The following is a 22,309-nucleotide window of genomic DNA, read 5'->3' as shown; positions in this document are numbered from 1 at the left end:
AGAAAGTGACCCAGTAAAGCTGAAGCGTTTGCTAAATTGGCAATCCTATTGGATTCATCGTGAACAAGTGCCCGGAGTTGTCCGAGAACGGATTCGAATTGTTCCTGACGTGTTCCTTCGTAAGGGATAGTTTGAAACATGTAGAGTCCACGCTCCTAACATTAAATTTTCATATTAACTGTTGTATATATCACCAAAAATAGGTAATTGTGCAAATCACTTTTACCATTGGTTAATTAATTTAAGATATAACGATTGTACATATTCAGTCAAGTAGAAAATAGCACTACTGCCTTGGAATAATCTCCTTTCTCTAGCACCACAATTCCCTTCTCTACAAGCAACGCTGACGGCAAAGCATTATGTCTTAGCGGGACATATAATATAGAAAGTAATTCAATGAAGGGTTGCCCTCATCTGTTTCCAGCTTCTCCCCTATGGGTAAAAACAATGTAACATGTTGGCTTAGGCCAGGGAGGAGTTACAACTATGCATGCAGATGTTCAGAACTTGTTTATCCGTATACAGATGCTTTCTTATGCACATCAGGACGATTTGACCGTGAGAGATATACAACCAGTTCTCGAAGAACGCGGATACCGTGTAGGAGAACGTGAAGTCAAGCAGGAACTGGAAAACCTGACACAGGAAAACTTTCTGACACCACATGATGATATGTTCAGCCTTACCGGCGCAGGGATCGAAGAATTGCAGGAAATTCAGTCGATGCTAGGCGTATTGTACGAAGATGTTGTGAAAAATCCAGCGCATGTCACTGCCCGTGCTTCTTCTTAAAAGGATAAGAGACACAAAAAATCTTATAACAATAAAAGGTAGCCCTCTTCATTCCTGATATCAGGAAGCGGAGGGCTAATTTGATTTATAAGGGCCTGTCCACATGAATAAGGTTGTGTTTGTTGGAGGTGTATGCTTAAATGTAGCGTATATTTGTTGTCATTGAAATGCTGGAAGGATGATGGAACATGTGTGCATATGCATGTAAGGGGCATATCCCACTGCTGGAAAGCCCGCGTCTTCGGCTGCGAAGGATGGAAAGCCGGGATGCGGCTACGATGTTCGCTTGCTGGTCTGACCCGGAGGTTCACCGTTATATGAACCTTACCGGTATGTCAGGACGAGAGGATGCAGAGGATATGATTGAGCTGTTGAATGAGCTGGCGAAGACGGAAGATGCGCTGCGCTGGGGGATCGAGCTGAAGGAGAACGGGAGGCTGATTGGAAGCTGCGGCTTTAATTATTGGCAGACGGAGGGAGCTTATAAAGCCGAGATTGGTTATGAGTTGGCCCAGCCTTATTGGCGCAAGGGCTATATGACTGAGGCGCTTCGCTTAGTGCTTTCATTCGGATATGACACGATTCGATTAAATCGGATCGAAGCGCTGGTGGACCCGCGCAATACAGGCTCGCAAGCCCTGCTGTCCTCGATGGGCTGGACCCAGGAAGGGCTGTTACGGCAGGTACAGCATACATCTACAGGCTTTAAGGATATGCTGATGTATTCATTACTGCATGAAGAATGGCTCAGATTGGAGGCACAACGAAATGCTGTTTCAGTATAACGGCGGTTCGTCGCCGCTGCACAGGCTTGGACCGTTAAGTAAGCTTATATGGGTGGGATGCTTTAGCCTCCTGTCGATGGCATGGGATTCGACAATACGGGAAGCGGCACTCCTGGTGGTACTGATCGCTGTGGCTGGCTTCTGCGCACGGTTGACCCTAGCACGCCAACTTCGCGCTATGTCGTTCCTGATTGGTTTAGGTATTCCGTATTTTATACTGTCTATCCTAGCGATTCGAGAAGGGAATACTGTCGCTTCATGGGGACCCATTGTGATTACAGCGGAGGGACTGGATATCGCGGGGGCATTAACGCTGCGGATTTTTGTATTGTTTTTGGCATCCTATATCTATCTCTCGACGACCGATCCCCGAGATTTTGTGCAGGCTTTGAATCTGCGCTTGCGTGTACCTTATCGATTTGCGTTCGGAATTTCAGTGGCGCTGACATTCCTGCCCTTATTGGAAGAAGAGGGGCGAACCATTATGGCTGCACGGCGTGTTCGGGGGCAGGAACCACCACGAGGATGGGGCAATCGGATATCATGGTGGAGCGGGTATGCGGCTGCTGTATTGGTGAATGCCGTGAGACGGGTTCAGCAGACAGCACTGGCTATGGAGGGCAAAGGTTTTGGCGCATATGCAGAACGGACGTATCTTCGTACACTGGAGAATGGGCGTTTAGGCTACGTATGTGCAGTGATTGCTGTATTCGCTACGGCTGTTTTAGGGTGGATATTATAAAGAAGCACCCCCTTTTTTTGCTCTTATTGTCAACTAGTAAAATAAAATTAGGTTGACAATAAGACGACGGATGAATACATTTATACAGTAACAGTTTGTACAAGGGCCAGAGCTATGACCTTGTATACTAGATTATGGAGAGGAGTCAAGAAATACATATGAAGGGATCTCGTATTTTTGCCAAGTTTACAACGCTGGATATCGTGTTAATGGCCATGCTGGCTACGTTGAACGGCGTCATGACTGTGTATTTGTCGATGATTAACAAAACGTTAAACAGTCTGGGAGGGCCGATCGCAACTTCCGCTATTGTCGGGCTGTACATGATATATGGTTTGCTGGCCTATTATATTATTCGTAAGCCAGGTACGGCGGTAATTGCTTATGCCTTTGGCGCGGTAGTGCAGTCTTTTATGGGCTCTGCCTATGGAATTGCATCTATCATTGCGGCAGCTGTCTGCTATATGGTTGCGGCGGAGCTGGTATTTGCTCTTTTGCGGTATCGCCGCTGGAATGCAGTTTCACTAATGCTGGTGGGCGGAGCCATGGTTCCGCTGTGGTTTATCGTGGCAGCCAATATGTTTGGCTATATGCATTGGGGCTGGAAGGTACTGACGATCGCACTGGTCGTTCGTATCCTGAGCGGCATTGTCCTGTGTGGTCTGCTGACGAAAGTACTGGGCGATGCCTTAAATGGTACGGGTCTGTTAAAACGCTTTGAACTGGGACGTGCTTCACGGGCATAACCAAGGCTATACGTGGTTATATCTTGAACAATGGGATTGAGGGTATTTCGGTTATGAATGAATGTAGTAATCATGATTCTGGGAATAGAATGGCCGTGTCCTTGAGGAATTTTGGCTATCGGTACGATGACCAGGTGGAGCCAGCGTTACATGGTCTGACGCTGGACATTGCGGTGGGTGAGCACATAGCCATTGTTGGAGCTAGTGGGAGTGGAAAGTCTACGCTGTGCCAACTGCTTCATGGCGGGTTGTCCCGTTCCGGCGAGGGCGAACGGACGGGAGAGCTGACCGTGTACGGGATGGACCCCGACACCGCTGAATTGGCTACGGTCGCCACCACTGTCGGCGTCGTGCTTCAGGACCCGGATGCCCAGCTAGTGCAGGGAATCGTCGAAGACGAAATTGCTTTTGGGCCGGAGAACCTGCGCGTGCCTCCGGCAGAAATAGAGCAGCGCCTGGCCGCTGCACTGGAGGCCGTCGGCCTGGCATCCGAGCGCGGCTCCTTCGTGCGGCGCCTCTCGGGAGGTCAGCGCCAACGCACCGCCATTGCTGCGGTGCTGGCGCTGGAAACGCCGCTGGTCGTGTTCGACGACGCGGCTGCGCAGTTGGACCCGCCGGCGGTACGGGACTTCGTCCTGCTATGTCGGCGGCTCCATGCCGCAGGCCGGACGGTGATCACTGCGTCCGGTCGCATAGACGATGGTGCGCGTGCAGCGCAGCGCCTCATCGTGCTGAAGGGCGGGACTATGCTGCTGCAAGGCCCGCCCGAAAAGCTGCTGCGCGAGCATGGTGCGCAGCTGGTAGCCTGGGGGCTGCTTCCCTCTTCCGCGGGGAGGGAAGACATGCCGCGTGAGCCGGAGGGGAATGCCGGCTCGGCAGCTTATTGCGCTGGGCAGCTGTTGCTGGAGGTGAAGGGATTGCCCTTCACCTACCCCGGCAGCCAGCGCGCGGCGCTCAAGGGCGTGAGTCTTGCCCTTGCGCCTGGCGAACGAGCCGTAATGCTGGGCGAGAACGGCTCTGGCAAAACCACGCTGGGCAAGCTGCTTATGGGCTTGCTCCCCGCGCCGAAGGGATGCATGTGGTGGGAAGGGCAGGATATGTCGAAGCTGCCCATTCACCGACTGGCCGCCGGGATCGGCTATGTGTTCCAGCAGCCAGAGCATCAGTTTGCAGCTGCAACGGTGTGGGAAGAGTGCTTGTACAGTGTGCGGGCCAAGCTTGGTTTACGGATCGGTGATCCGGTTCCCGCCGCCTATGAGGAACGGGCGCATCGCTTACTGACAGCCGCCAGGCTGGATCACCGACTGGAGGTCTCGCCGTATCTGCTAAGTGGAGGCGAAAAAAGGCTTTTGAGCGTTGCAGCACAGTTTATCCTCCCCAAAAAGCTTTACATTTTGGATGAGCCGACTGCGGGAACGGATTACGAAGGGGCAAACATCCTGCTCCATATGTGCTCAGAGCAGTCTGCTGAAGGCGCGGCTTTTCTGATCATTACCCACGATTTGCAGATAGCTGAACGCTTTGCCAGCCATGTTCTGCGCATGGAAGAGGGGTATCTCTATAAAACGGAAGATAGCTGGATTAATCATACGATTACAGTTGACAAAAATTAAGGATATGTAGACAATAATATATATACATCGTACACAACAGGCGGCCTATATAGGCCGCCTGTTTACGATTATGCAGTGCGGGTAATCATCCAAGCTGGGAAGGAAAACCGTACAGATACAACACAGTATTTACAAGGAAAGGATTTGTGATTTGCTTGGGAAACGATAAACCTATGAAGCGCGGGCTCGTGCTGACAGGTGTTCTATTGGCCACCTTTCTGGCCGCGATTGAAGGAACGGTTATCGGTCCAGCAGGACCGACAATTGTGAGTGAACTGGGCAGTGTGAGTTTGCTCAGCTGGATTTTTACGGCATATTTGCTGACGATGGCTGTAACCACGCCTATTTTCGGCAAACTTAGCGATTTGTTTGGCCGTAAACCCATTTTTCTAATTGGGTGCTCGTTATTTGTACTTGGCTCTTTGCTTTGTATGCTGGCTGGTAGTATGGAGCAGCTTATTTTATACCGGGCTATTCAAGGGATTGGAGCAGGCGGTGTCATTCCTGTTACCTTTACCATTATCGGTGATATATACAAAATGGAGGAACGTGGTAAAGTCCAAGGCATGATCAGCTCGGTGTGGGGGATTTCTTCCCTCGTCGGGCCTCTCTTGGGCGGTTACGTGGTCACCTATTTTGGCTGGGAATGGATTTTTGGTTTTAACGTTCCCTTTGGATTACTGGCTATGTTCTTCATCGCCCGTTACCTGCGGGAGCAGGTAAGCACGCGTACCGCGCGTATCGACGTGGCGGGGGCAGTTACCTTTACTATCGGGATGACGGCACTCTTGCTCGTATTAGCCTAGGGGGACAGTATATCGATTGGACTTCTCCTGAATTGCTGGCCTTGGCTGCCGTGGCCATTTTGTTCCTGGTTTTGTTTTTGGTTATCGAAAAGCGCGCTCAGGAACCGATGGTGCCACTGAAGCTGTTTCGGATACGGGATATCGCTTTTTCCTGTGCCGCTGCACTACTCGTCAGTACCCTGCTAATCGGGCTGACTAGCTATCTTCCCCTATGGATTCAAGGCGTACACGGTGGAGATGCCGCTTCATCTGGTCTGGCGCTGGCTCCAATGTCGGTAGGCTGGCTGTTTGGCTCCATGATCGGAGGACGCATTTTGCTGACGCTGGGCTCGCGTCGAACCTCTTTGATCGGGCTGACCCTGATTGTATTGGGAGCCTTCGTTATGACCTTGATGGACCAAACGGCTCCGATCTGGCTACTGTTCCTGTCTACATTATTGTATGGACTGGGATTCGGCTTCTCGATGACCGTGTTCACGATTATTGCTCAGTCCTCGGTCGGATTCCAGCTGCGTGGCGCGTCTACAGCCTTGAATACGTTCCTGCGCACGTTGGGGCAAACGATTGGGGTTGCAGCCTTCGGTTCATGGCTGAATTATCGCATTGCTGCTCAGACAGCCGACGGACAGCTCACTCAGCAAGGGGTTACACAGGAGGATATTAATGGTCTGCTTGCCCCGCATGCTTCACAAAGTCTAAGTGACAAGGTTGCCGGATTACTCCGGTCTGTACTGGAAAACAGTCTGCATTCTCTATTCGTGATCATGGTCGTTATTGCGGTGATTAGCTGGTTTGTTGTCTTAGGTTTGCGGAACCGCCCACCAGGCACGGAAGAAGAGGCAGATCAGCGTGTGAAGACACCACAAAGAGAACACGCATAAAAAATAATATACTTCTTTCATATTGAAGAGACAGTCCGGTACACCAATAAGGGGCCGGGCTGTTTCTTTATGCTAAGGTCTCTCCTCCTACGGATTCAGCAAAAAGCCACCTCGTATAGGACCGATAAATTCCCCAATATACAAAAAGTAAAAAAAAAATTCCCTAGAGATTGCGATATATTCATATCCAATAGGTAACGAAATGGTAAAAAAGTCTTAAAAAAATTGTAACTAAAAATTTGTTTCTGTATTGAGCCGTACAGTACTAAGGAACCATTTTTTTGAACCCGCTTCCAAATCGGGCTTTGTATGATTTATTTTAGAACGATTTTGCATGTGAATGAAGCAACCAACCAAGCAAAATGGGATACGAAAAAAATCAAGTAACAAATTTTTCTGAATGTAATAAGAATGAAAAAAAAGGGATTTTCAGAAAATTACTAGGAAAATATGAGGATGAAATTTATAGAGGAATCTGTTTTCTTCCCTCACATAATAGGGATTTTCAGTCTATATCAATCGTTTGACATACCATATAAAATGGCCCTAGCCAACGAAAAAGTTGGGCTTCAACACTAGAAAGCATAATTACATTAAGGGAGATGGAGTACTTGAAGTTTAACAAATGGTTTAGTAAAGCAGCCACTGCAACAGTAGCAACTACCTTGCTGTTAGGAGGCGGCGTTCAGGCTTTTGCAAAGGGAAATGACGAGGCAGATTCCAAAGCAGACAGTGCATTTACCCAAATTACGCGTAATGACATGCTGAATATTTTCAAACAGCAAGGTAAAGAGAAATATGAGGTTCCGTCCTTCGATGCCTCTACAATTAAAAATATTCCTTCTGCTATTGGTCACGATAGCTCAGGCAAGCAGATTGATCTGGATGTTTGGGACAGCTGGCCGTTGCAAAATGCCGATGGTACAGTAGCTAATTACAAGGGATATAATATCGTATTTGGACTGGCAGGCGATCCTAAAAGAGGCGAGGATACATTTATATATCTGTTCTATCAAAAAGCGGGTGATACTTCACTGAGCGGCTGGAAAAATGCTGGTAGAGTCTTTAAAGACAATGATAAACTGCTCTCCAACGATCCGATTCTCAAAAATCAGTCAGAAGAATGGTCAGGTTCTGCTACCTTAACCTCTGATGGACATGTACGTTTATTTTATACCAGCAGACAGCCCTATGATCCGAATAACAAATTATACGGCAAGCAAACCTTGAGTACAGCTCAAATTAATGTCTCTCAGCCTGATGATAAGACACTGAAAGTAGATGGAGTCGAGGATTTGAAATCGATCTATGACGGTGGAGATGGTAAAACCTATCAAAATGTACAACAAAGCGTCGGAGTGGATATGGATAATCATACCCTTAGAGACCCTCACTATGTCGAGGATCAAGGCCACAAATATATTATATTTGAAGCCAACACAGGAACAGAGACAGGCTACCAGGGCGAAGAATCGCTTCAAAACTCAGCTTATTATGGTGGCAATAAAAAATTCTTCACGGAAGAGCAACAAAACTTGCAACAAAGTCCTAAGAAAAAAGGAGCTGAGCTGGCGAACGGCGCACTGGGCATCGTTGAATTGAATGATGACTATACATTGAAAAATGTAATGCCCCCTTTGCTTGCATCCAATCTGGTAACAGATGAAATTGAACGGGCAAATGTGTTCAAAATGAACGGTTTGTGGTATTTATTTACGAGTACAAGAGGTTCCAAAGTGACTGTAGATGCGATCGGTGACGATGATATTTACATGTTGGGTTATGTTTCTACTTCCTTGACAGGGCCTTATAAACCCCTGAATGGAACCGGTCTCGTTCTTCATCAGGATCTGGATCGTGATGATATTACCTGGACATATGCTCATTTTGCTATCCCGCAAGGCAAAGGCAATAACGTAGTCGTTTCGAGTTATATGACCAATCGTGGACTCTTCCCAGATCACAAATCTACTTTCGCACCAAGCTTCCTGCTGAATATTAAAGGCTCGAAAACCTCTGTTGTGAAAAACGGTATTCTGGAGCAAGGTCAAATTACGATTGATCCAGGAAATGACAAAAAAGATAACCAAAATGAGTATGGAAAGAAATAAGTAGTTATAAGCAGCATGTCCGAAGGCGACAGCTTTGGTAGATTACCGATCTGTCGTCCGTCGGACGATACATAACAATGCAATGAGGGGTAAGGAGGATCGTCATAATGAGAAAAAAAGCTTTCAAGAACATTGGAATACGATCCGTAGTAGTTATCACAGGCTTAACTATTTTCATAGCTATGGGGTGGAGTATGTACCAACAGGATGCAGGCAAACCTCAAAAACCTGCAGCAGCTCCAAAAAACCAAGCCAATCAAAGCAAGCATACAACACCGACCTATCGAGCCGCCTATCATTTTACCGTCCCGGATAAGTGGAAAAATGATCCACAGCGGCCTATTTATATGGATGGGCAATATCATTACTACTATTTATATAATCGTGATTACCCTCATAAGAACGGTACAGAATGGCGACATGCCACATCCACCGACCTGGTTCATTGGAAAGATGAAGGGGTGGCAATTCCTAAATATACGAATCCGAATGGAGACCCTTGGTCCGGTTCGGTCGTGATCGACGATAATGGCACCGCAGGTTTTGGAAAAGGCGCACTTGTAGCCATTGTCACACAGCCCTCCGCAGATGGAGGAAAGCAGGAACAATTTCTGTGGTACAGTAAGGACAAAGGCAAGACGTTTACTTCTTATCGCAACAAGCCCGTGATGTCCAACCCTGGCACGAAGGATTTCAGAGATCCCAAGATCATCCGGGATATTCAACGTAATCAATGGGTGATGGTCATGGCGGAGGGAACGAAGATTGGCTTTTATAAGTCGAAAAATTTAAAGGATTGGCAGTTTACGAGCGGCTTTCAAACAGAAAATATCGGACTTGTGGAATGTCCTGACCTTTACCAGATGCGCGCGGATGATGGGACCTATCAATGGATTCTAGGTGCAAGCGCCAATAGTAAACCAACCGGCGGACCCAATACGTATGCCTACTGGACGGGAAATTTTAATGGAGAAGCATTTCTCCCTGATCGCAATGATCCTGATTGGCTGGATTATGGCTTTGACTGGTATGGTGCGGTTACGTTCGAGGACGGCAAAGCCAAAGACCAATACAGTCACCGTTATGCGCTGGCCTGGATGAACAATTGGGATTATGCCAACAACACGCCTACTCTGAAGGAAGGCTTTAATGGTATGGATTCGGTTGTTCGCCAAATTCGGTTGAAGCGTACAACTGATGTCGGCTATCGCTTGGTTTCACAGCCTGTATCAGCTTTGGAGCAATTCCCAACTGCAACGGAGTCATTGGGGAAGATCCAAGTAGAGGGGACCCACAAGCTTCCGGTAGTAGGTGATGCCTATCAGTTAGAAGCAGATGTATCTTGGTCAACAATCAAAAATACAGGCTTGAGGCTTCGAGAGTCTGCGGATGGCAAGCGTCATGTAGATGTGGGTGTTTCGGTGGAGGGGCAATACTCTTATGTAAACAGAGCAAACACCGGGCAGCCGGATCAGAGTGGTAAATATGTAGAGAGTAAGGCGCCTTTTGATACCAATAAAAAAAATGTCCACTTGAAGATTCTTGTCGATAAAACCAGCATCGAAGTCTTTGTAGATGATGGAGAAGTAGCTTATTCCTCCTTAATATTTCCACGCTTAGAGGATCAGGGAATTACTCTTTTTTCAGATGGCGGTAAGGCTATTTTTAATAATGTAGTGATCAAACATTTTAGTCGATAACAGGTCTTATGCTGCTCGTAAGCTTAGGCATATTTCGCTCAGGTATATATAAAGTCCACCCATAAATATAAGGGTGGACTTTTCTGTGTAAATCTAAATTTTCGTTAGCACAGCTATAGGATTGTTCTTTTATTCACAATTGAACAGTTGCTAAAATTACTATTCATTCTATTTGTGATAAGGTGACAGATTATCAGCGCTACGGCCCAATTTTTTGAGCAAGCCGATGAGTTGATCTCTTTCGGTTTCGCTGATTCCGCTAAAGGCACGTTCAATCTGACGTGTATAATCAGGATAAATTTCGTCCATGACGCGTTGTCCTTCGTCCGTCAACTCTGCATATATAATACGACGATCTTGGTCGCACGGGTGACGGTGCAAATAACCACGGCTCTCCAGCTTGTCGATAACATAAGTGACATTTCCGCTTTGCAGAAGCAGTTTGGCTCCAATTTGTTGAATTGGTTGTGCTCCCTTGTGATATAAAACTTCCATCACGGCGAAGGCCGTTGGGTTGAAGCCCACCGTTTTGATGCCAGCAACCGCATGTTCGTTTACACTTTTGAATGACTTGGCAAACACGCTATACAAATGCATAGATTGCTGTGTCACCAATGTTCGGTAATCTATCATCTTCATTCCGCCTTTATGTATGGATTTGGGCATCCTTTGACCGCTCGGTTCGGATGACCGGGCAACCATACCCTTACTACTAGCATAAAGGGATTTACGTAGGGAAAACATGCGATTTGTCACAGTAGCTGCTTTTTTAATTATTTAATTTCAAAGCTTTAAGGTAAATTTTTGAAAAATAAAGGTTTCGAATGTAAAAATACCGTTCCGATTGGTTATATTAACAAATAACATACCTAATGGACCCAAATAACAAAATAAGATAAATTCAGAGGAGATGAAGCACATGGATACGGGTTCTTTCCGTTTTCAATTTCGTGATCCGCAGCAAGCCGCCCAAGCCTGTGAAACATTAAAGGAAATTGGATACTCTGCCAGCACGAACGGTGATACAGGCCTCAGTGTTCACGTTGAGAACCAGGATGTGCTGTCTGCATTAGAGATTTGCCAAGCTTATGAAGGAAGTATAATTGAGACAGGAGTTCTCACTTATCGTCCAGGTAAACAAAGTAATATCGGTGTGCAAAATCCAGGTTATAGCCCGGAGGATTGGATTATTCCAGCGCACATCATTAATGAGGACTGGAGCGAGGCGTATAAAAGCGGCTCTTCCCAAACGTTTACGAACACAACACAGGAACACAACGTCAGCTCTGATCAACAACCGGAAGACGATGTGGACGGTTTTTCAGGTAGCGTCCATACCTAAATAATGGTGTTCACGCTTGCTGCTCACTTTGGAACAAAAAGGTTCCTTCAAACCATGACTAATGGTTTGAAGGAACCTTTTTTCATAATGAGAAAAAGCTGAAAAGGACATTGTGAAAACTAAGGTTCTTGGATCGTGCATAAGGGCAGTAATCGTAGGAAATACCAAAAGAAGTTCAGAAAGGAGGTTTTGATCTTGCAAAAACTCGGAGTTCACGAAAAATTGGAATTGCATGAGCTGCTTACGTTTAAAACAACTTGTATCACAAAAACTCAAGCTATGCTGCCTTTAGTCTCAGATTCAAATTTGAAAAATATTTTACAGCAGGATATCAGTGGCGGTACACAAGATATTCAACAGCTTAAAAATCTGCTTGTATAATGAAGGAGGATTAACGTGAATTCTTTTACTGGGAATATGACTGGTACGACTCCCATGACCGATCAGGTGATTGCTGCCGATCTGTTAATCGCAGCTAAAAGTGGGATCAAAAACTACGCCGCAGCGTTAACAGAGTCCACTAGCCCGGAAGTTCGGAATGTTCTGTGTGACCAATTGAGCAAAGCTGTTAATCTTCATGAGCAAATTTTTAATTATATGAAGAACAATGGTTACTACAACGCCTATGATCCAGATCAGCAAATTCAAATGGATATTCAAAATGCAGACAAGGCACTTTCTTTGCCCAAAATGTGAAACGTTTAATTAAAAAGAAGCACCAGCAAACTTTAATCGAGTTTGCTGGTGCTTCTTTATTACAAATTGAAAGAACTTCACATGAAATATGGAGAAGAAGGAAATCATAAAAAAACAAGGTATCGGTCTCAAATTTAGAAATAGGGTGATTTTCTTATGAGCAAGCCTTCAGCGGGCAAACAAAAAGATCAAAAACTAAAATGGTGGCAGCTGAGCTTGTTAGGAGTTGCAGGCACCATCGGTACAGGGTATTTTCTAGGGTCCAGTTTAGCGATTTCCATTGGTGGTCCAGCCGTACTGATTGCTTACTTTTTGGCAGCAGTTGGGACGTATGTGGTGTTTGACGCTCTTTCGCGTATGACGGCAGATCATCCAGAACAGGGCTCTTTCCGTTCCTATGCCCAAAAAGCATTTGGTAATTGGGCAGGCTTCGGCAGTGGCTGGGTATATTGGTTCTCAGAATTGCTTATTAATGGGAGTCAACTAACCGCGCTGTCTATATTTTCACGTTTTTGGTTTCCTCAGGTACCGATGTGGATTTTTGCGGCAGGCTTCGGACTCTTAGGGCTTGTGATTGTTTTTTTTGGCAATAAGGGCTTTGATCGTGTAGAAAATGTACTCGCCATTATTAAGATGGCGGCTCTTGTGATGTTTCTGGTCCTAGCGATTGCGCTTTTGGCAGGCTGGATCGGAGGAAGTAAATATAATCCGAAGTTTCCCCTCAGCTACAAAGACTTTTTTCCAACCGGTGGCATAGGATTATGGTCATCTTTTATTTTTGCCTTTTATGCATACGGAGGTATCGAAGTGCTCGGAATTATGTCTAACCGACTTCAAAACCCGGAGGAAGCACCCAAAGCAGGAAAGGTCATGCTGATTACGCTGGTTGTAGTGTATGTGCTATCGATTGGGCTGGCTGTGTCTATGGTACCATTAAGTGCCTTTAATCCGAAGGAAAGTCCTTTTGTGCTTGCGCTCAGTAGCGATCATCTGGTCTTTGTGCCTCATTTGTTTAATGGAGTCCTGATTATTGCAGGATTCTCAACGATGACAGCATCGCTATATGCAGAGACTTCGATGATGATTACTCTTGCCCAGGAAGGAGATGCGCCCACACTGTTCTCACGGAAGTGGAAGGGCAAATATCCTCTGTATGCACTTAGTTTGATCTCTGTTGGATTAATCTCTGCAATCGTATTATCGTTGCTGCTACCGGGAAAAGTGTATGAATATATCACAACAGCTGCAGGCTTAATGCTGCTATATAACTGGTGCTTTATTTTGCTGTCTTCAGGTAAGTTACTGGAATCAAGCACATCGAGCAATATTAAACGCTGGATTGGCTTATTGCTGATCGCTTTGGCTGTAGTAGGGGCCTTTTTTCATAAGCTTAGCCGCCCCGGGGTTTACATCAGTTTACTGCTGGTCTTGTTAATTGCAATATGTGACCTCATTGTACAATGGGTGCGTCGAAAGCACAGCAAGGAGTCTCGTTAACTTTATCAAGAAGACAAGCGTTAGCGTAAAAAAAAGTAATTGAAATGCCTGTACACCAAAATAAAAGCCAAAGCCTACAAGAGATAGACCTGACATCCAAGAGATGGTTTTAAGCAATCCGGGTTTGAGAAATCTACGGAAAACACTTGAAGCGGCTGCCATCGTCACATCCCACGCCAACACGCCCAGTACAATCGCTCCGCTGTAAATCAATAGCTGTTGTACTGGATATGTATTAGCAACGTTGGCCAGTATGGAACCGTAAATACCAAGCCAGAAAAGGATGGAGAGAGGATTAAATAACGACATCAGGAAGCCCGCAACAAAGGAGTTAGTCAGGGTATTGCCATTTCCCCTTAATTCGGATTCTGAAATTACACCAGCATTTTTGATGCTTTCAAGACCTGTATACACAAGCACGAAAAAACCAAATAGCCATAAAAAAAGCTTTGACAAATGGGGAATTAAGAAGGTGGATCATTCCCAAATAGACAAGCATCATATAAATAATGTCTGCTGTGATTGCACCTAGCCCAATAAACCAGGCGTGCCAAAATCCATTTTTAATACCTCGATCTAACTGTGCGGCATTGATGGGTCCAATGGGAGCTGAAAGTGACAGACCCAGAAAAACATAACTGATAAATGTATTAATGGTGTTTTCCTCCTTGATTATTTATTGGACGTTATGTATTTGTCTCATTTAGTTTATTCGGACAAACCCATGTGTAAGACCATATTTTTGTGCGTATATGTAGCCACAGCCTCGTTATTTGCTAACCCAATGAATCCAATCCCAAAGGAGCTCTAATCCTTATACAAAAGGGTTAGAGCTTTTTTTAATGAGAGGCTTGACACTTTTAGTGAAAGCGCTTATATTTATCTCGTAAACAATACGTTATATAACGTTATATAAAAGGAGAGATAAAAAATGAATGTACAACAGACGGTTCAGACGATTTTTGAACAAGCGAATGGGGAGATTTCCGAGGTTTATTTAGTGGCCTGCGGGGGCTCACTAGTGGATATGTATCCTTCAAAATATTTTCTGGATAGTGAAGCAAGAAAACTGGTAGCAGGCATGTATACAGCAAATGAGTTTGTACATGCATTGCCAAAACGATTGGGGGCACACTCAGTGGTCATCGTTTGCTCTCACGGTGGAAATACTCCAGAATCGGTCGCGGCTGCTAAATCAGCCAAAGAGAAAGGTGCTTATACCATCGGCTTAACCCACAATAGTGAAGCTTCCCTGCTCAACTATTCGGATTATTCCTTCCTCTACGAGTGGGGGGATGAGAGCGATGTTAAAAACAACCCGATGGCCATTATTTTAGAACTTACGGTTGAACTGCTGCAAATCGCTGAGGGATATGCGCATTACCCGGCTTTCCAGAACGGATTGGGGGCAATCAATGGGATTATTAACCGTGCCAAAGTCCAAGTTGAACCACGTGCTCAAGTATTCGCAGACAGATACCGCAACGAGGAACTCTTCTATATCCTGACCAGCGGAGCGTCTTATGGACATGCTTACGGATTTGCCATCTGCTCGCTGATGGAAATGCAATGGCTCCATGCAGCTTCTATTCATTCCGGTGAATTCTTCCATGGCCCATTTGAAGTAACGGATAAGGAAACTCCATTTATTCTGATGATCAACGAAGGACGTACACGAGCGCTGGATGAGCGGGCACAGACTTTCCTGAATCAGTATGCCGAGAAAGTGGAAGTGATTGATGCAAAGGAGCTTGGCATCGGAACGATTGCAGACGAAGTAGTAGAATTTTTTAACCCGGTGTTATTCTACAGCATTGTATGTGTGTATCGTGAAGCACTAGCCAATGTACGCAATCACCCATTAGAAACTCGCCGTTATATGGGCAAAGTAGCTTACTAAGCGCACCTACCAACAGGAGGAAACCATCATGAAGGTTCTAGGCATTGGCGATAATGTGGTAGATAAATATGTTCATCTGCGTATGATGTACCCTGGCGGCAATGCGCTTAATTTTAGTGTGTTTGCCAAAAAAGCGGGAGTGGATGCAGCCTTTATAGGCGTGTTTGGGGACGACAACGAAGCACGGCATGTAGAACACACCCTGCGTGAGCTTGACATTGATATTTCACGGTGCAGATATCACAGCGGTGAGAACGGCTGCGCACGTGTAACCCTGGAAGATGGAGACAGAGTATTTCTCGGCAGTAATGAGGGGGGAGTGACACGTCTTCATCCATTGGAATTGAGCGAAGATGACAGGAACTATCTTGGCGGGTTCGACCTAATTCATACTGGCTTGTACAGTCATACAGGTCACTTGCTGCCTGAATTAGAGACGCTAGGAATCCCTATTTCTTTTGATTTTTCAGATGATTTTACAGATACACAAGTAGAACAAAATATTACGTATGCCGATTTTGCATTTTTCTCTTGCAGCCATATGACGGATGAAGAGACACAGAATTATATCCGCTCCAATCGAAAAAAAGAGGGACAAATTCTGGTCGCGACACGTGGCGGTGACCGATCCATCGCCTATGATGGTACGAAGTTCTATTTTCAAATGCCTGATTCCGTTGACGCTGTGGATACCATGGGGGCAGGCGACTCTTATATAACTGCTTTTTTACTGAGCTTTTTGGAAAAAGGCAACATGCAGGATGCTATGGCAGAAGGCTCAAGGCTTGCCGCCCAGAGCTGTCTGGTAGAAGGTTCCTTCGGATACGGCGTTCATTATTGACGATCCTTTTCGAATATCTTCACTTGTAAGAATATGTAACCTTTGATACTCTAAGTGAGAGTGATATAACGTTATATGACAAGTGAGGGTACATGATGTTAAATTCAGACCAAGCGGAGCCATTATATATTCAATTACAAAAAGCGGTCAAAACCGCTATTCATAATGGAACATTTACGCAGGGAAGCCGTATACCGACCGAAACAGAGTTAAGCGAAATGTATAATGTAAGTCGTATTACCGTAAGAAAAGCAATCGCCGAATTAGTTCATGAAGGATATTTGACCAAACGTCAGGGAAAGGGCACCTTTGTCAACATCCCCAAGATTGGACGGAAGATTGAACATGTCATCAGCTTTACGGCTGCTTGCAAGTCCAATGGTCTTTCTTCACATAGTGTGGTCACAAAACGTGAAATCGTAGAAGCAGATGAGGAAATTGCACATCAGTTGCAGCTATCGCCAGGAGAAAAGGTGCTATTTATCCAGCGTAAAAGATATGCGGATGATCGCCCCCTGATGCTGGAAAACAATTTTTATCCTTATGACCGTTTTGCATTTCTAATGAACGAGCAGTTGGAGGGGTCTGTATACGAGCTGCTGCGGCAAAAATACAGCATTGATCCTAACCAGCCGGGAGAGACGATATTACAAATTGCTTTGGCGGATGAAAATCAGGCCAAGCTGCTGGAGACAGCGATCGGACAGGCGTTGTTTTACATGCATACAATGATCTATGACCAGCATGGAAGCCCGGTTCATGTAGGAAAGCAGTACATCATCGGAGACCGTTATCAATTCTCCATATAATTCGTTGCCTGTTATGCAAGGTAGTTCAGGTATGTGTGGCTTCTGCTTCCATCCAGTAGGGAGAAGCAGAAGCTCCAACATAACGTTATATTACGTCATGTTGTTAGATGAATCAATCGTGAGGTGGTGAAACTGTGCAAGGGAAGAACGATACATTAGCAGACAAAGTTTTACTCTCCCATGCTATTTTTAATGGATTGGAAGATGAAGCTTCGCCCGGGTTTGTTGCAGTCCGAGGAGAACGTATTGCAGCGGTGGGGCGTCCGGAAGAGGCACAAGCCTGGATAGGTGCGGAAACGGTTGTCTATAATCTGAGCGATGCCTTTATCATGCCGGGAATCCATGACAACCATGTATTTTTCACCGGATACATGTCAATGCATCGGGGCGTGGATCTGACGCATACGGCCTCCAGTGAAGAAGCAATGGAACTCTTGCTACAAGAGGCAAACAACCTTCCGCCAGGAAAAGATGTAACCGCTTTCGGTTGGAGCGAGGACAGATGGGGGAAGCTGCCTGATTCAAGCTTGTTGGATGGATTGTTTCCCGATCGGGCGGTCATCGCTATCAACCGAAATAAAAGCTACTGCTGGATGAACCGATTGGCTGAGAATAAATACCAATTTTCGCCTGATCAATGCAGTGCCGAAGCACGTGCTTTATTGCTCCAAGTTATGATGCAGGACCGTAGCCTTGTCCAACAAGAGTTTATGGAATTTTGCCGTATGTTGGCTGCACGAGGAGTTACTTCTATAAAAGATATCGGCTTTGACCGACATAGTGAGCTGCTTCCGATTCTAGATGAGTTGAAGGAAAAAGGTGAATTGCCACTCAGATTTCATTTCTCGCTGGAACCAGTTGTTGAACCGTTTGATATAAACATTGGTATCAAATATAAAGCACTTTACAATGGAGACCTTATTCGTTTCCAAGGTTACAAGCTGATGCTTGACGGCGTTGTAGCAGATCATACAGGGGACATGTTGGAGCCTTACGCAGATATGCCTGGGGTCACGAATTTGAGGACGGTTGATTATGAGAAGATTGAAGCCTCTGTTCTGGAAGCAGACAGCCAGGGGATCAAATGCTGCCTAACGGCAGAAGGCGATGCAGCAATTCGCCAAGCCGTATCCATGATTGAAAAATGCCGCTTGCAGCAGGGCAATCACCTTATCAGACATTCGATCAGTGATCTGGAGTATCCTCATCCAGATGATCTGACCAGAATGGGAGAGAACGAAATTTTTGCCGAGGTCTATGCCCAGATTCTGCTGCTCAATCCCTCTTACGAAGAGGCTTATATGTCTGCAGTGGCAGGCAAACAGAATGAAAGCCGCTTTTATAATTATAAGTCCATGCTGGAAGCTAACGTGCCGATCACCATAGGTACTGATTTGCCTTTATTTATCACCAGTGTCCCCGATTCGCTGTATGCAGCCTCTCACCGATTATTCCCGGATGGCTCGCGTGCTGGAGGTTGGTATCCTGACCAAGGAATGCCGCCATCCGAAGTTTTAAAGGCATGGACGATTAATGGAGCCAAACATTGTTATATGGAAGAGGTGACAGGTACGCTGGAGGCTGGAAAATATGCTGACATCGCCGTTTTTGACCGCGACCTCCTTAATGCATCCGCTGATGACATCAGGGATGCCCAAGTGATATTGACCATTATGGGAGGGAAGGTTACGTATAACCATTCTTGGAATGAGGGATAAACATGAACATCACGAATAAGAAATGGAAATTATCCTTGCCCCATAGCTATACCTTAATATTTTTGATTATTATTACAGTCGCCGCGTTGACATGGATTGTACCCAGCGGTCAATTTGAGCGTCATGAAGTGACAGTGAACGGTGTGACCAAAACGGCAATCGTTTCAGGAACCTATCACTCTGTACCCAAAACGGGAGAGAACGGTGATTTGAGACAGGGCATCCCTCAGATCCTTAGCGCTCCGATTGAGGGGATTATCAATGCCGCCGATGTCGTCTCTTTTGTTCTTATCGTAGGCGGCTCCTTCGGTATTATTCTGCAGACAGGGGCCATTGATCGTGCGCTGACAGCTCTTGCCAGGCGGCTAAAGAATAAGGGGATTTTGCTTATTCCCATTGCTATGGTGATCTTCAGTCTCGGAGGTTCTACTTTTGGGATGAGTGAAGAAATTATCCCACTTTATGCGATTTTCATTCCGTTAATGTTTGCCTTGGGTTTTGACTCTATGACAGCGATTCTTATTTTATTTCTGGGAACGCAAATTGGCTATGTTGGTTCGACGGTCAATCCATTTTCGGTGTTGATTGCCCAGGGAATCGCAGGAGTGGAGGGGAATCCTCAGCTCTGGCTGAGATTTATCGAATGGCTTGTATTTACGGCGATTTCTATTGCTTTTACGATGTGGTATGCGCACCGGGTTAAGCGAAATCCAGAGAAATCCATCGTGTTTCAGAGTGATATTATAAACCGCGAGCAATTTATAAAGGAAAGCACAGATGAGGACGTCGTCTTCACATTTCGGGACAAATTAATTATAGGTGGATTTATTGTAACGCTTGGAGCAATTGTTTGGGGGATTTTGGTCAAAGGCTGGTATATGACGGAGATCGGCGCCCTTTTCTTTGCCCTTGGTATTTTTGTTGGGGTTGTCACCAAAATGAGTCAGAAGGAAATAGCTGAGAATTTTGTAAAAGGATGCGGTGAATTTATCTACGCCGCGGTGATCATAGGCCTCGCCCGCGGAATTCTGATTATCGCAGAACAGGGGATGATTATAGATACCGTATTGAATGCACTTGCAAGCGTCCTGGAAGGATTGCCAAGTTATTTATTCACGACTATTATGCTGCTTGCGCATAATATCATTACTTTCCTCGTTCCCTCTTCTTCAGGGGAAGCTGCACTAACCATGCCTGTACTTGCACCGCTTGGCGATCTTGTAGGCATCAATCGTGAAGCTGTAGTCACAGCGTACCAATTTGGTAACGGGTTAACCAATCTCATTTCACCCACAGGCGGAGTGTTGCTGGCAGGATTGGCCATTGCCCGGATCAGCTTTGGACAGTGGCTGAAGGTAATCTTCAAACTATTCCCGATCCTATGGCTGATTGCTGCTATTTTTGCTGCTATATCGGCTGCGGTGGGTATCTAATCAATCAAGTGAGGGCCCCTGTCTGTTAGAGACAAGGGTTTCTTTTTGTGTTGGTGAAACAAGTCCTCTCTTATGTAGGAAGGCTACTCATTTCTTTCCCAATAGGGTGTATAAGTTTACGTGGAAAATAAATAATATGGATAGCATTTTCCTAAGGAGGAAATAAACTTGATGCTTGCTGATAACAGATTACTCATTGCTGCTTTAGGCGGTGTTAATGAGATTGGTAAAAATATGTACCTTATCCAATATGATCAGGATATTGTCGTCATTGATTGTGGTTCCAAGTTTCCTAATGAAAATTTGCCTGGTATTGACCTCATTGTACCAGATGTCACCTATCTACAGGAGAATCAGGATAAAGTCAGAGCGCTCATTGTAACGCATGGCCATGAGGATCACATCGGGGGCATTCCTTATTTACTGAAGCAGATTAATATCCCCGTATATGGCACAAAACTCACTATCGAATTGATTAAAATTAAGCTAAAGGAACATAACCTTTTACGTGATGCTGAGCTTCATCTTATAGATGCGGATTCAACCATTCAGGCGGGTTCGATTCAGGCATCCTTTTTCACCACTGTACACAGCATCCCTGATTGCTTGGGCGTCTTTTTCAAGACACCAGAAGGAAATGTGGTTCATACCGGTGATTTTAAATTTGACATGTCTCCTGTCAGTGGACCTTTCCCTGACCTTCATCGCATGGCTGAGATTGGAAAACAAGGAGTTAAAGTGCTTCTTTCCGAAAGTACAAATGCCGAAAGACCAGGCTTTACTCCTTCGGAGCGTTTGGTTGGCGGGCATATTTTGGACGCTTTTGCCAGAGCCAAACAGCAAGTTTTCATTTCTACATTTGCTTCCAATGTTAACCGTGTCCAACAGGTCATTGATGCGGCTGTGGAGACAGGCAGAAAACTTGTTTTACTGGGACGCAGTATGATCAATGTGGTGTCCGTGGCTAAGGAGCTGGGATTCTTGCACATGCCGGAGGACTTGTTGATTGAGGCTGGAGAAACAGAGCGGTATCCTGCAGAAGAAATTGCAGTATTATGTACAGGAAGTCAGGGAGAACCGATGGCTGCACTGTCCCGACTTGCCAATTCTCTGCACCCCAAAATCGAAATTTTGCCTGGTGATACTGTGATCATCGCCGCAGGAGCTATACCCGGGAATGAACGAAATCTTTCCCAAGTCATCGATAACCTGTACGTACTGGGCGCCAACGTGATTTATGGATCGGGCAGCGCCACGGGGATGCACGTATCCGGTCATGGCAGCCAAGAAGAGTTAAAATTAATGATGACCCTAATGAAACCCCAGTATTTGATTCCTATACATGGTGAATTCAGAATGCTGCATCAGCATCGTCAGCTAGCAGAGTCAGTAGGGATTCCGATGGAGAATGTATTTATCGTCCAAAACGGAGAGACGATTCAAATCGCAGAGGGAAGGGCATCCTTGGGGCCCAAAGTACCATCCGGCAATAGCCTGGTAGACGGGCTGGTAACTGGTGATGTAGGTAATATTGTACTGCGGGACCGTAAAAAACTTTCCTCAGACGGTATGCTGATTATTGTGATGACTCTGAGCAAAAACGAGAAGCAAATGCTCGCTGCGCCAGAGGTTATATCCAGAGGCTTTGTATATGTTAAGGATTCCGAAGAGTTGATGAATCAGATTCGCGACACGATTATGACCACAGTGAACGAGTTAACAGAAATCGAAATGAGTCAGTGGGGCCTGATTAAGCAGATGTTAAAAGATAATGTGGGTCAGTTTATTTACAGCCAGACCAAGAGAAGACCTATGATTTTACCTATCATTATTGAGGTATAGGCATAGCGGTAAACGTCAAAACAAGATGGAGTTTGTTCAATACGCGATGACT

At 45.6% G+C, this 22,309-nt stretch carries 18 protein-coding genes and 3 pseudogenes; 18 read left to right on the top strand and 3 right to left on the bottom strand.

The window, feature by feature from the left end; genetic code table 11:
* Window positions 1–140 (bottom strand): annotated as a pseudogene (locus C400_RS27100) (GAF domain-containing protein); the annotation flags it as partial.
* A gap of 349 nt (window positions 141–489) precedes the next feature.
* Between C400_RS27100 and C400_RS0123720 the strand changes: the two are divergent.
* The 8 genes and pseudogenes from C400_RS0123720 to C400_RS0123680 all read left to right on the top strand — a co-directional run bounded on the left by C400_RS0123720 (window position 490) and on the right by C400_RS0123680 (window position 10,179).
* Window positions 490–795 (top strand): hypothetical protein, encoded by a 306-nt coding sequence (locus C400_RS0123720; RefSeq protein ID WP_016819370.1) that lies wholly within the window; start codon window positions 490–492, stop codon window positions 793–795.
* 188 nt (window positions 796–983) lie between these two features.
* Window positions 984–1,580: a GNAT family N-acetyltransferase gene (locus tag C400_RS0123715; protein ID WP_016819369.1), complete on the top strand. Its 597-nt coding sequence runs from the start codon at window positions 984–986 to the stop codon at window positions 1,578–1,580.
* Window positions 1,564–2,322 carry an energy-coupling factor transporter transmembrane component T family protein gene (locus C400_RS0123710; RefSeq protein WP_017428458.1) on the top strand — a complete coding sequence of 253 codons (759 nt, stop codon included), beginning with the start codon at window positions 1,564–1,566 and terminating at the stop codon, window positions 2,320–2,322. The genes C400_RS0123715 and C400_RS0123710 overlap by 17 nt, the downstream gene beginning before the upstream one ends.
* A 158-nt stretch (window positions 2,323–2,480) precedes the next feature.
* Entirely contained in the window at window positions 2,481–3,068 is a 588-nt protein-coding gene (locus tag C400_RS0123705) for an ECF transporter S component (protein WP_016819367.1), read from the top strand.
* A 53-nt stretch (window positions 3,069–3,121) separates the two neighbouring features.
* Window positions 3,122–4,681, top strand: a complete 1,560-nt coding sequence (locus tag C400_RS0123700) for an ABC transporter ATP-binding protein (protein ID WP_017428457.1) — start codon at window positions 3,122–3,124, stop codon at window positions 4,679–4,681.
* Window positions 4,682–4,854: 173 nt separating this feature from the next.
* Window positions 4,855–6,368 (top strand): annotated as a pseudogene (locus tag C400_RS0123695) (MDR family MFS transporter).
* Window positions 6,369–6,979: 611 nt separating this feature from the next.
* Window positions 6,980–8,479 (top strand): glycoside hydrolase family 68 protein, encoded by a 1,500-nt coding sequence (locus C400_RS0123685; protein WP_017428455.1) that lies wholly within the window; start codon window positions 6,980–6,982, stop codon window positions 8,477–8,479.
* Window positions 8,480–8,586: 107 nt separating this feature from the next.
* Complete coding sequence (locus C400_RS0123680; RefSeq protein WP_017428454.1) at window positions 8,587–10,179, top strand: glycoside hydrolase family 32 protein; 1,593 nt, start codon at window positions 8,587–8,589, stop codon at window positions 10,177–10,179.
* A gap of 168 nt (window positions 10,180–10,347) precedes the next feature.
* Here C400_RS0123680 and C400_RS0123675 read toward each other — a convergent pair whose 3' ends face one another.
* Window positions 10,348–10,812, bottom strand: a complete 465-nt coding sequence (locus C400_RS0123675) for a MarR family winged helix-turn-helix transcriptional regulator (protein WP_013369372.1) — start codon at window positions 10,810–10,812, stop codon at window positions 10,348–10,350.
* A 286-nt stretch (window positions 10,813–11,098) separates the two neighbouring features.
* On the opposite strand from C400_RS0123675, the gene C400_RS0123670 reads away from it, so the two are divergent.
* The 4 genes from C400_RS0123670 (at window position 11,099) to C400_RS0123655 (ending at window position 13,714) form a co-directional block, all read left to right on the top strand.
* Window positions 11,099–11,521, top strand: a complete 423-nt coding sequence (locus C400_RS0123670; RefSeq protein WP_017428453.1) for a hypothetical protein — start codon at window positions 11,099–11,101, stop codon at window positions 11,519–11,521.
* A gap of 195 nt (window positions 11,522–11,716) precedes the next feature.
* Window positions 11,717–11,902: a spore coat protein gene (locus C400_RS0123665; RefSeq protein WP_017428452.1), complete on the top strand. Its 186-nt coding sequence runs from the start codon at window positions 11,717–11,719 to the stop codon at window positions 11,900–11,902.
* A gap of 15 nt (window positions 11,903–11,917) precedes the next feature.
* Window positions 11,918–12,217, top strand: a complete 300-nt coding sequence (locus tag C400_RS0123660; protein WP_017428451.1) for a spore coat protein — start codon at window positions 11,918–11,920, stop codon at window positions 12,215–12,217.
* A 156-nt stretch (window positions 12,218–12,373) separates the two neighbouring features.
* Window positions 12,374–13,714 (top strand): amino acid permease, encoded by a 1,341-nt coding sequence (locus tag C400_RS0123655; protein ID WP_017428450.1) that lies wholly within the window; start codon window positions 12,374–12,376, stop codon window positions 13,712–13,714.
* A 33-nt stretch (window positions 13,715–13,747) separates the two neighbouring features.
* Here C400_RS0123655 and C400_RS28265 read toward each other — a convergent pair.
* Window positions 13,748–14,369 (bottom strand): annotated as a pseudogene (locus tag C400_RS28265) (LysE family transporter); the annotation flags it as partial.
* A 276-nt stretch (window positions 14,370–14,645) separates the two neighbouring features.
* On the opposite strand from C400_RS28265, the gene C400_RS0123645 reads away from it, so the two are divergent.
* The 6 genes from C400_RS0123645 (at window position 14,646) to C400_RS0123620 (ending at window position 22,257) form a co-directional block, all read left to right on the top strand.
* Window positions 14,646–15,614, top strand: coding sequence for an SIS domain-containing protein (locus C400_RS0123645; protein WP_017428449.1), 969 nt, complete (start codon window positions 14,646–14,648; stop codon window positions 15,612–15,614).
* Between the two features lie 28 nt (window positions 15,615–15,642).
* On the top strand, window positions 15,643–16,455 hold the full coding sequence (locus C400_RS0123640) for a fructoselysine 6-kinase (protein ID WP_017428448.1): 813 nt from the start codon (window positions 15,643–15,645) through the stop codon (window positions 16,453–16,455).
* 95 nt (window positions 16,456–16,550) lie between these two features.
* A complete protein-coding gene (locus tag C400_RS0123635; RefSeq protein ID WP_016819354.1) occupies window positions 16,551–17,264 on the top strand; it encodes a GntR family transcriptional regulator in 714 nt (237 codons plus the stop codon).
* 134 nt (window positions 17,265–17,398) lie between these two features.
* Complete coding sequence (locus C400_RS0123630) at window positions 17,399–18,982, top strand: amidohydrolase (RefSeq protein ID WP_017428447.1); 1,584 nt, start codon at window positions 17,399–17,401, stop codon at window positions 18,980–18,982.
* A 2-nt stretch (window positions 18,983–18,984) separates the two neighbouring features.
* Window positions 18,985–20,415, top strand: a complete 1,431-nt coding sequence (locus C400_RS0123625) for a YfcC family protein (RefSeq protein ID WP_017428446.1) — start codon at window positions 18,985–18,987, stop codon at window positions 20,413–20,415.
* A gap of 171 nt (window positions 20,416–20,586) precedes the next feature.
* Entirely contained in the window at window positions 20,587–22,257 is a 1,671-nt protein-coding gene (locus C400_RS0123620) for a ribonuclease J (RefSeq protein ID WP_016819351.1), read from the top strand.
* Window positions 22,258–22,309: the final 52 nt, after the last annotated feature.

Source organism: Paenibacillus sp. ICGEB2008 (assembly GCF_000307675.1).
Lineage (GTDB): Bacteria > Bacillota > Bacilli > Paenibacillales > Paenibacillaceae > Paenibacillus > Paenibacillus polymyxa.
The sequence above is the reverse complement of the archived record's forward strand: the minus strand, read 5'-3'. Positions and strand labels throughout refer to the sequence as shown.

Excerpts from the sequence above, each read along its gene's own strand:
- C400_RS0123720 (WP_016819370.1), top strand. The coding sequence starts at position 490 with ATGCATGCAGATGTTCAGAACTTGTTTATCCGTATACAGATGCTTTCT.
- C400_RS0123715 (WP_016819369.1), top strand. The coding sequence starts at position 984 with ATGTGTGCATATGCATGTAAGGGGCATATCCCACTGCTGGAAAGCCCG.
- C400_RS0123710 (WP_017428458.1), top strand. The coding sequence starts at position 1,564 with ATGCTGTTTCAGTATAACGGCGGTTCGTCGCCGCTGCACAGGCTTGGA.
- C400_RS0123705 (WP_016819367.1), top strand. The coding sequence starts at position 2,481 with ATGAAGGGATCTCGTATTTTTGCCAAGTTTACAACGCTGGATATCGTG.
- C400_RS0123700 (WP_017428457.1), top strand. The coding sequence starts at position 3,122 with ATGAATGAATGTAGTAATCATGATTCTGGGAATAGAATGGCCGTGTCC.
- C400_RS0123680 (WP_017428454.1), top strand. The coding sequence starts at position 8,587 with ATGAGAAAAAAAGCTTTCAAGAACATTGGAATACGATCCGTAGTAGTT.
- C400_RS0123675 (WP_013369372.1), bottom strand. The coding sequence starts at position 10,812 with ATGATAGATTACCGAACATTGGTGACACAGCAATCTATGCATTTGTAT.
- C400_RS0123670 (WP_017428453.1), top strand. The coding sequence starts at position 11,099 with ATGGATACGGGTTCTTTCCGTTTTCAATTTCGTGATCCGCAGCAAGCC.
- C400_RS0123655 (WP_017428450.1), top strand. The coding sequence starts at position 12,374 with ATGAGCAAGCCTTCAGCGGGCAAACAAAAAGATCAAAAACTAAAATGG.
- C400_RS0123645 (WP_017428449.1), top strand. The coding sequence starts at position 14,646 with ATGAATGTACAACAGACGGTTCAGACGATTTTTGAACAAGCGAATGGG.
- C400_RS0123640 (WP_017428448.1), top strand. The coding sequence starts at position 15,643 with ATGAAGGTTCTAGGCATTGGCGATAATGTGGTAGATAAATATGTTCAT.
- C400_RS0123635 (WP_016819354.1), top strand. The coding sequence starts at position 16,551 with ATGTTAAATTCAGACCAAGCGGAGCCATTATATATTCAATTACAAAAA.
- C400_RS0123625 (WP_017428446.1), top strand. The coding sequence starts at position 18,985 with ATGAACATCACGAATAAGAAATGGAAATTATCCTTGCCCCATAGCTAT.
- C400_RS0123620 (WP_016819351.1), top strand. The coding sequence starts at position 20,587 with ATGCTTGCTGATAACAGATTACTCATTGCTGCTTTAGGCGGTGTTAAT.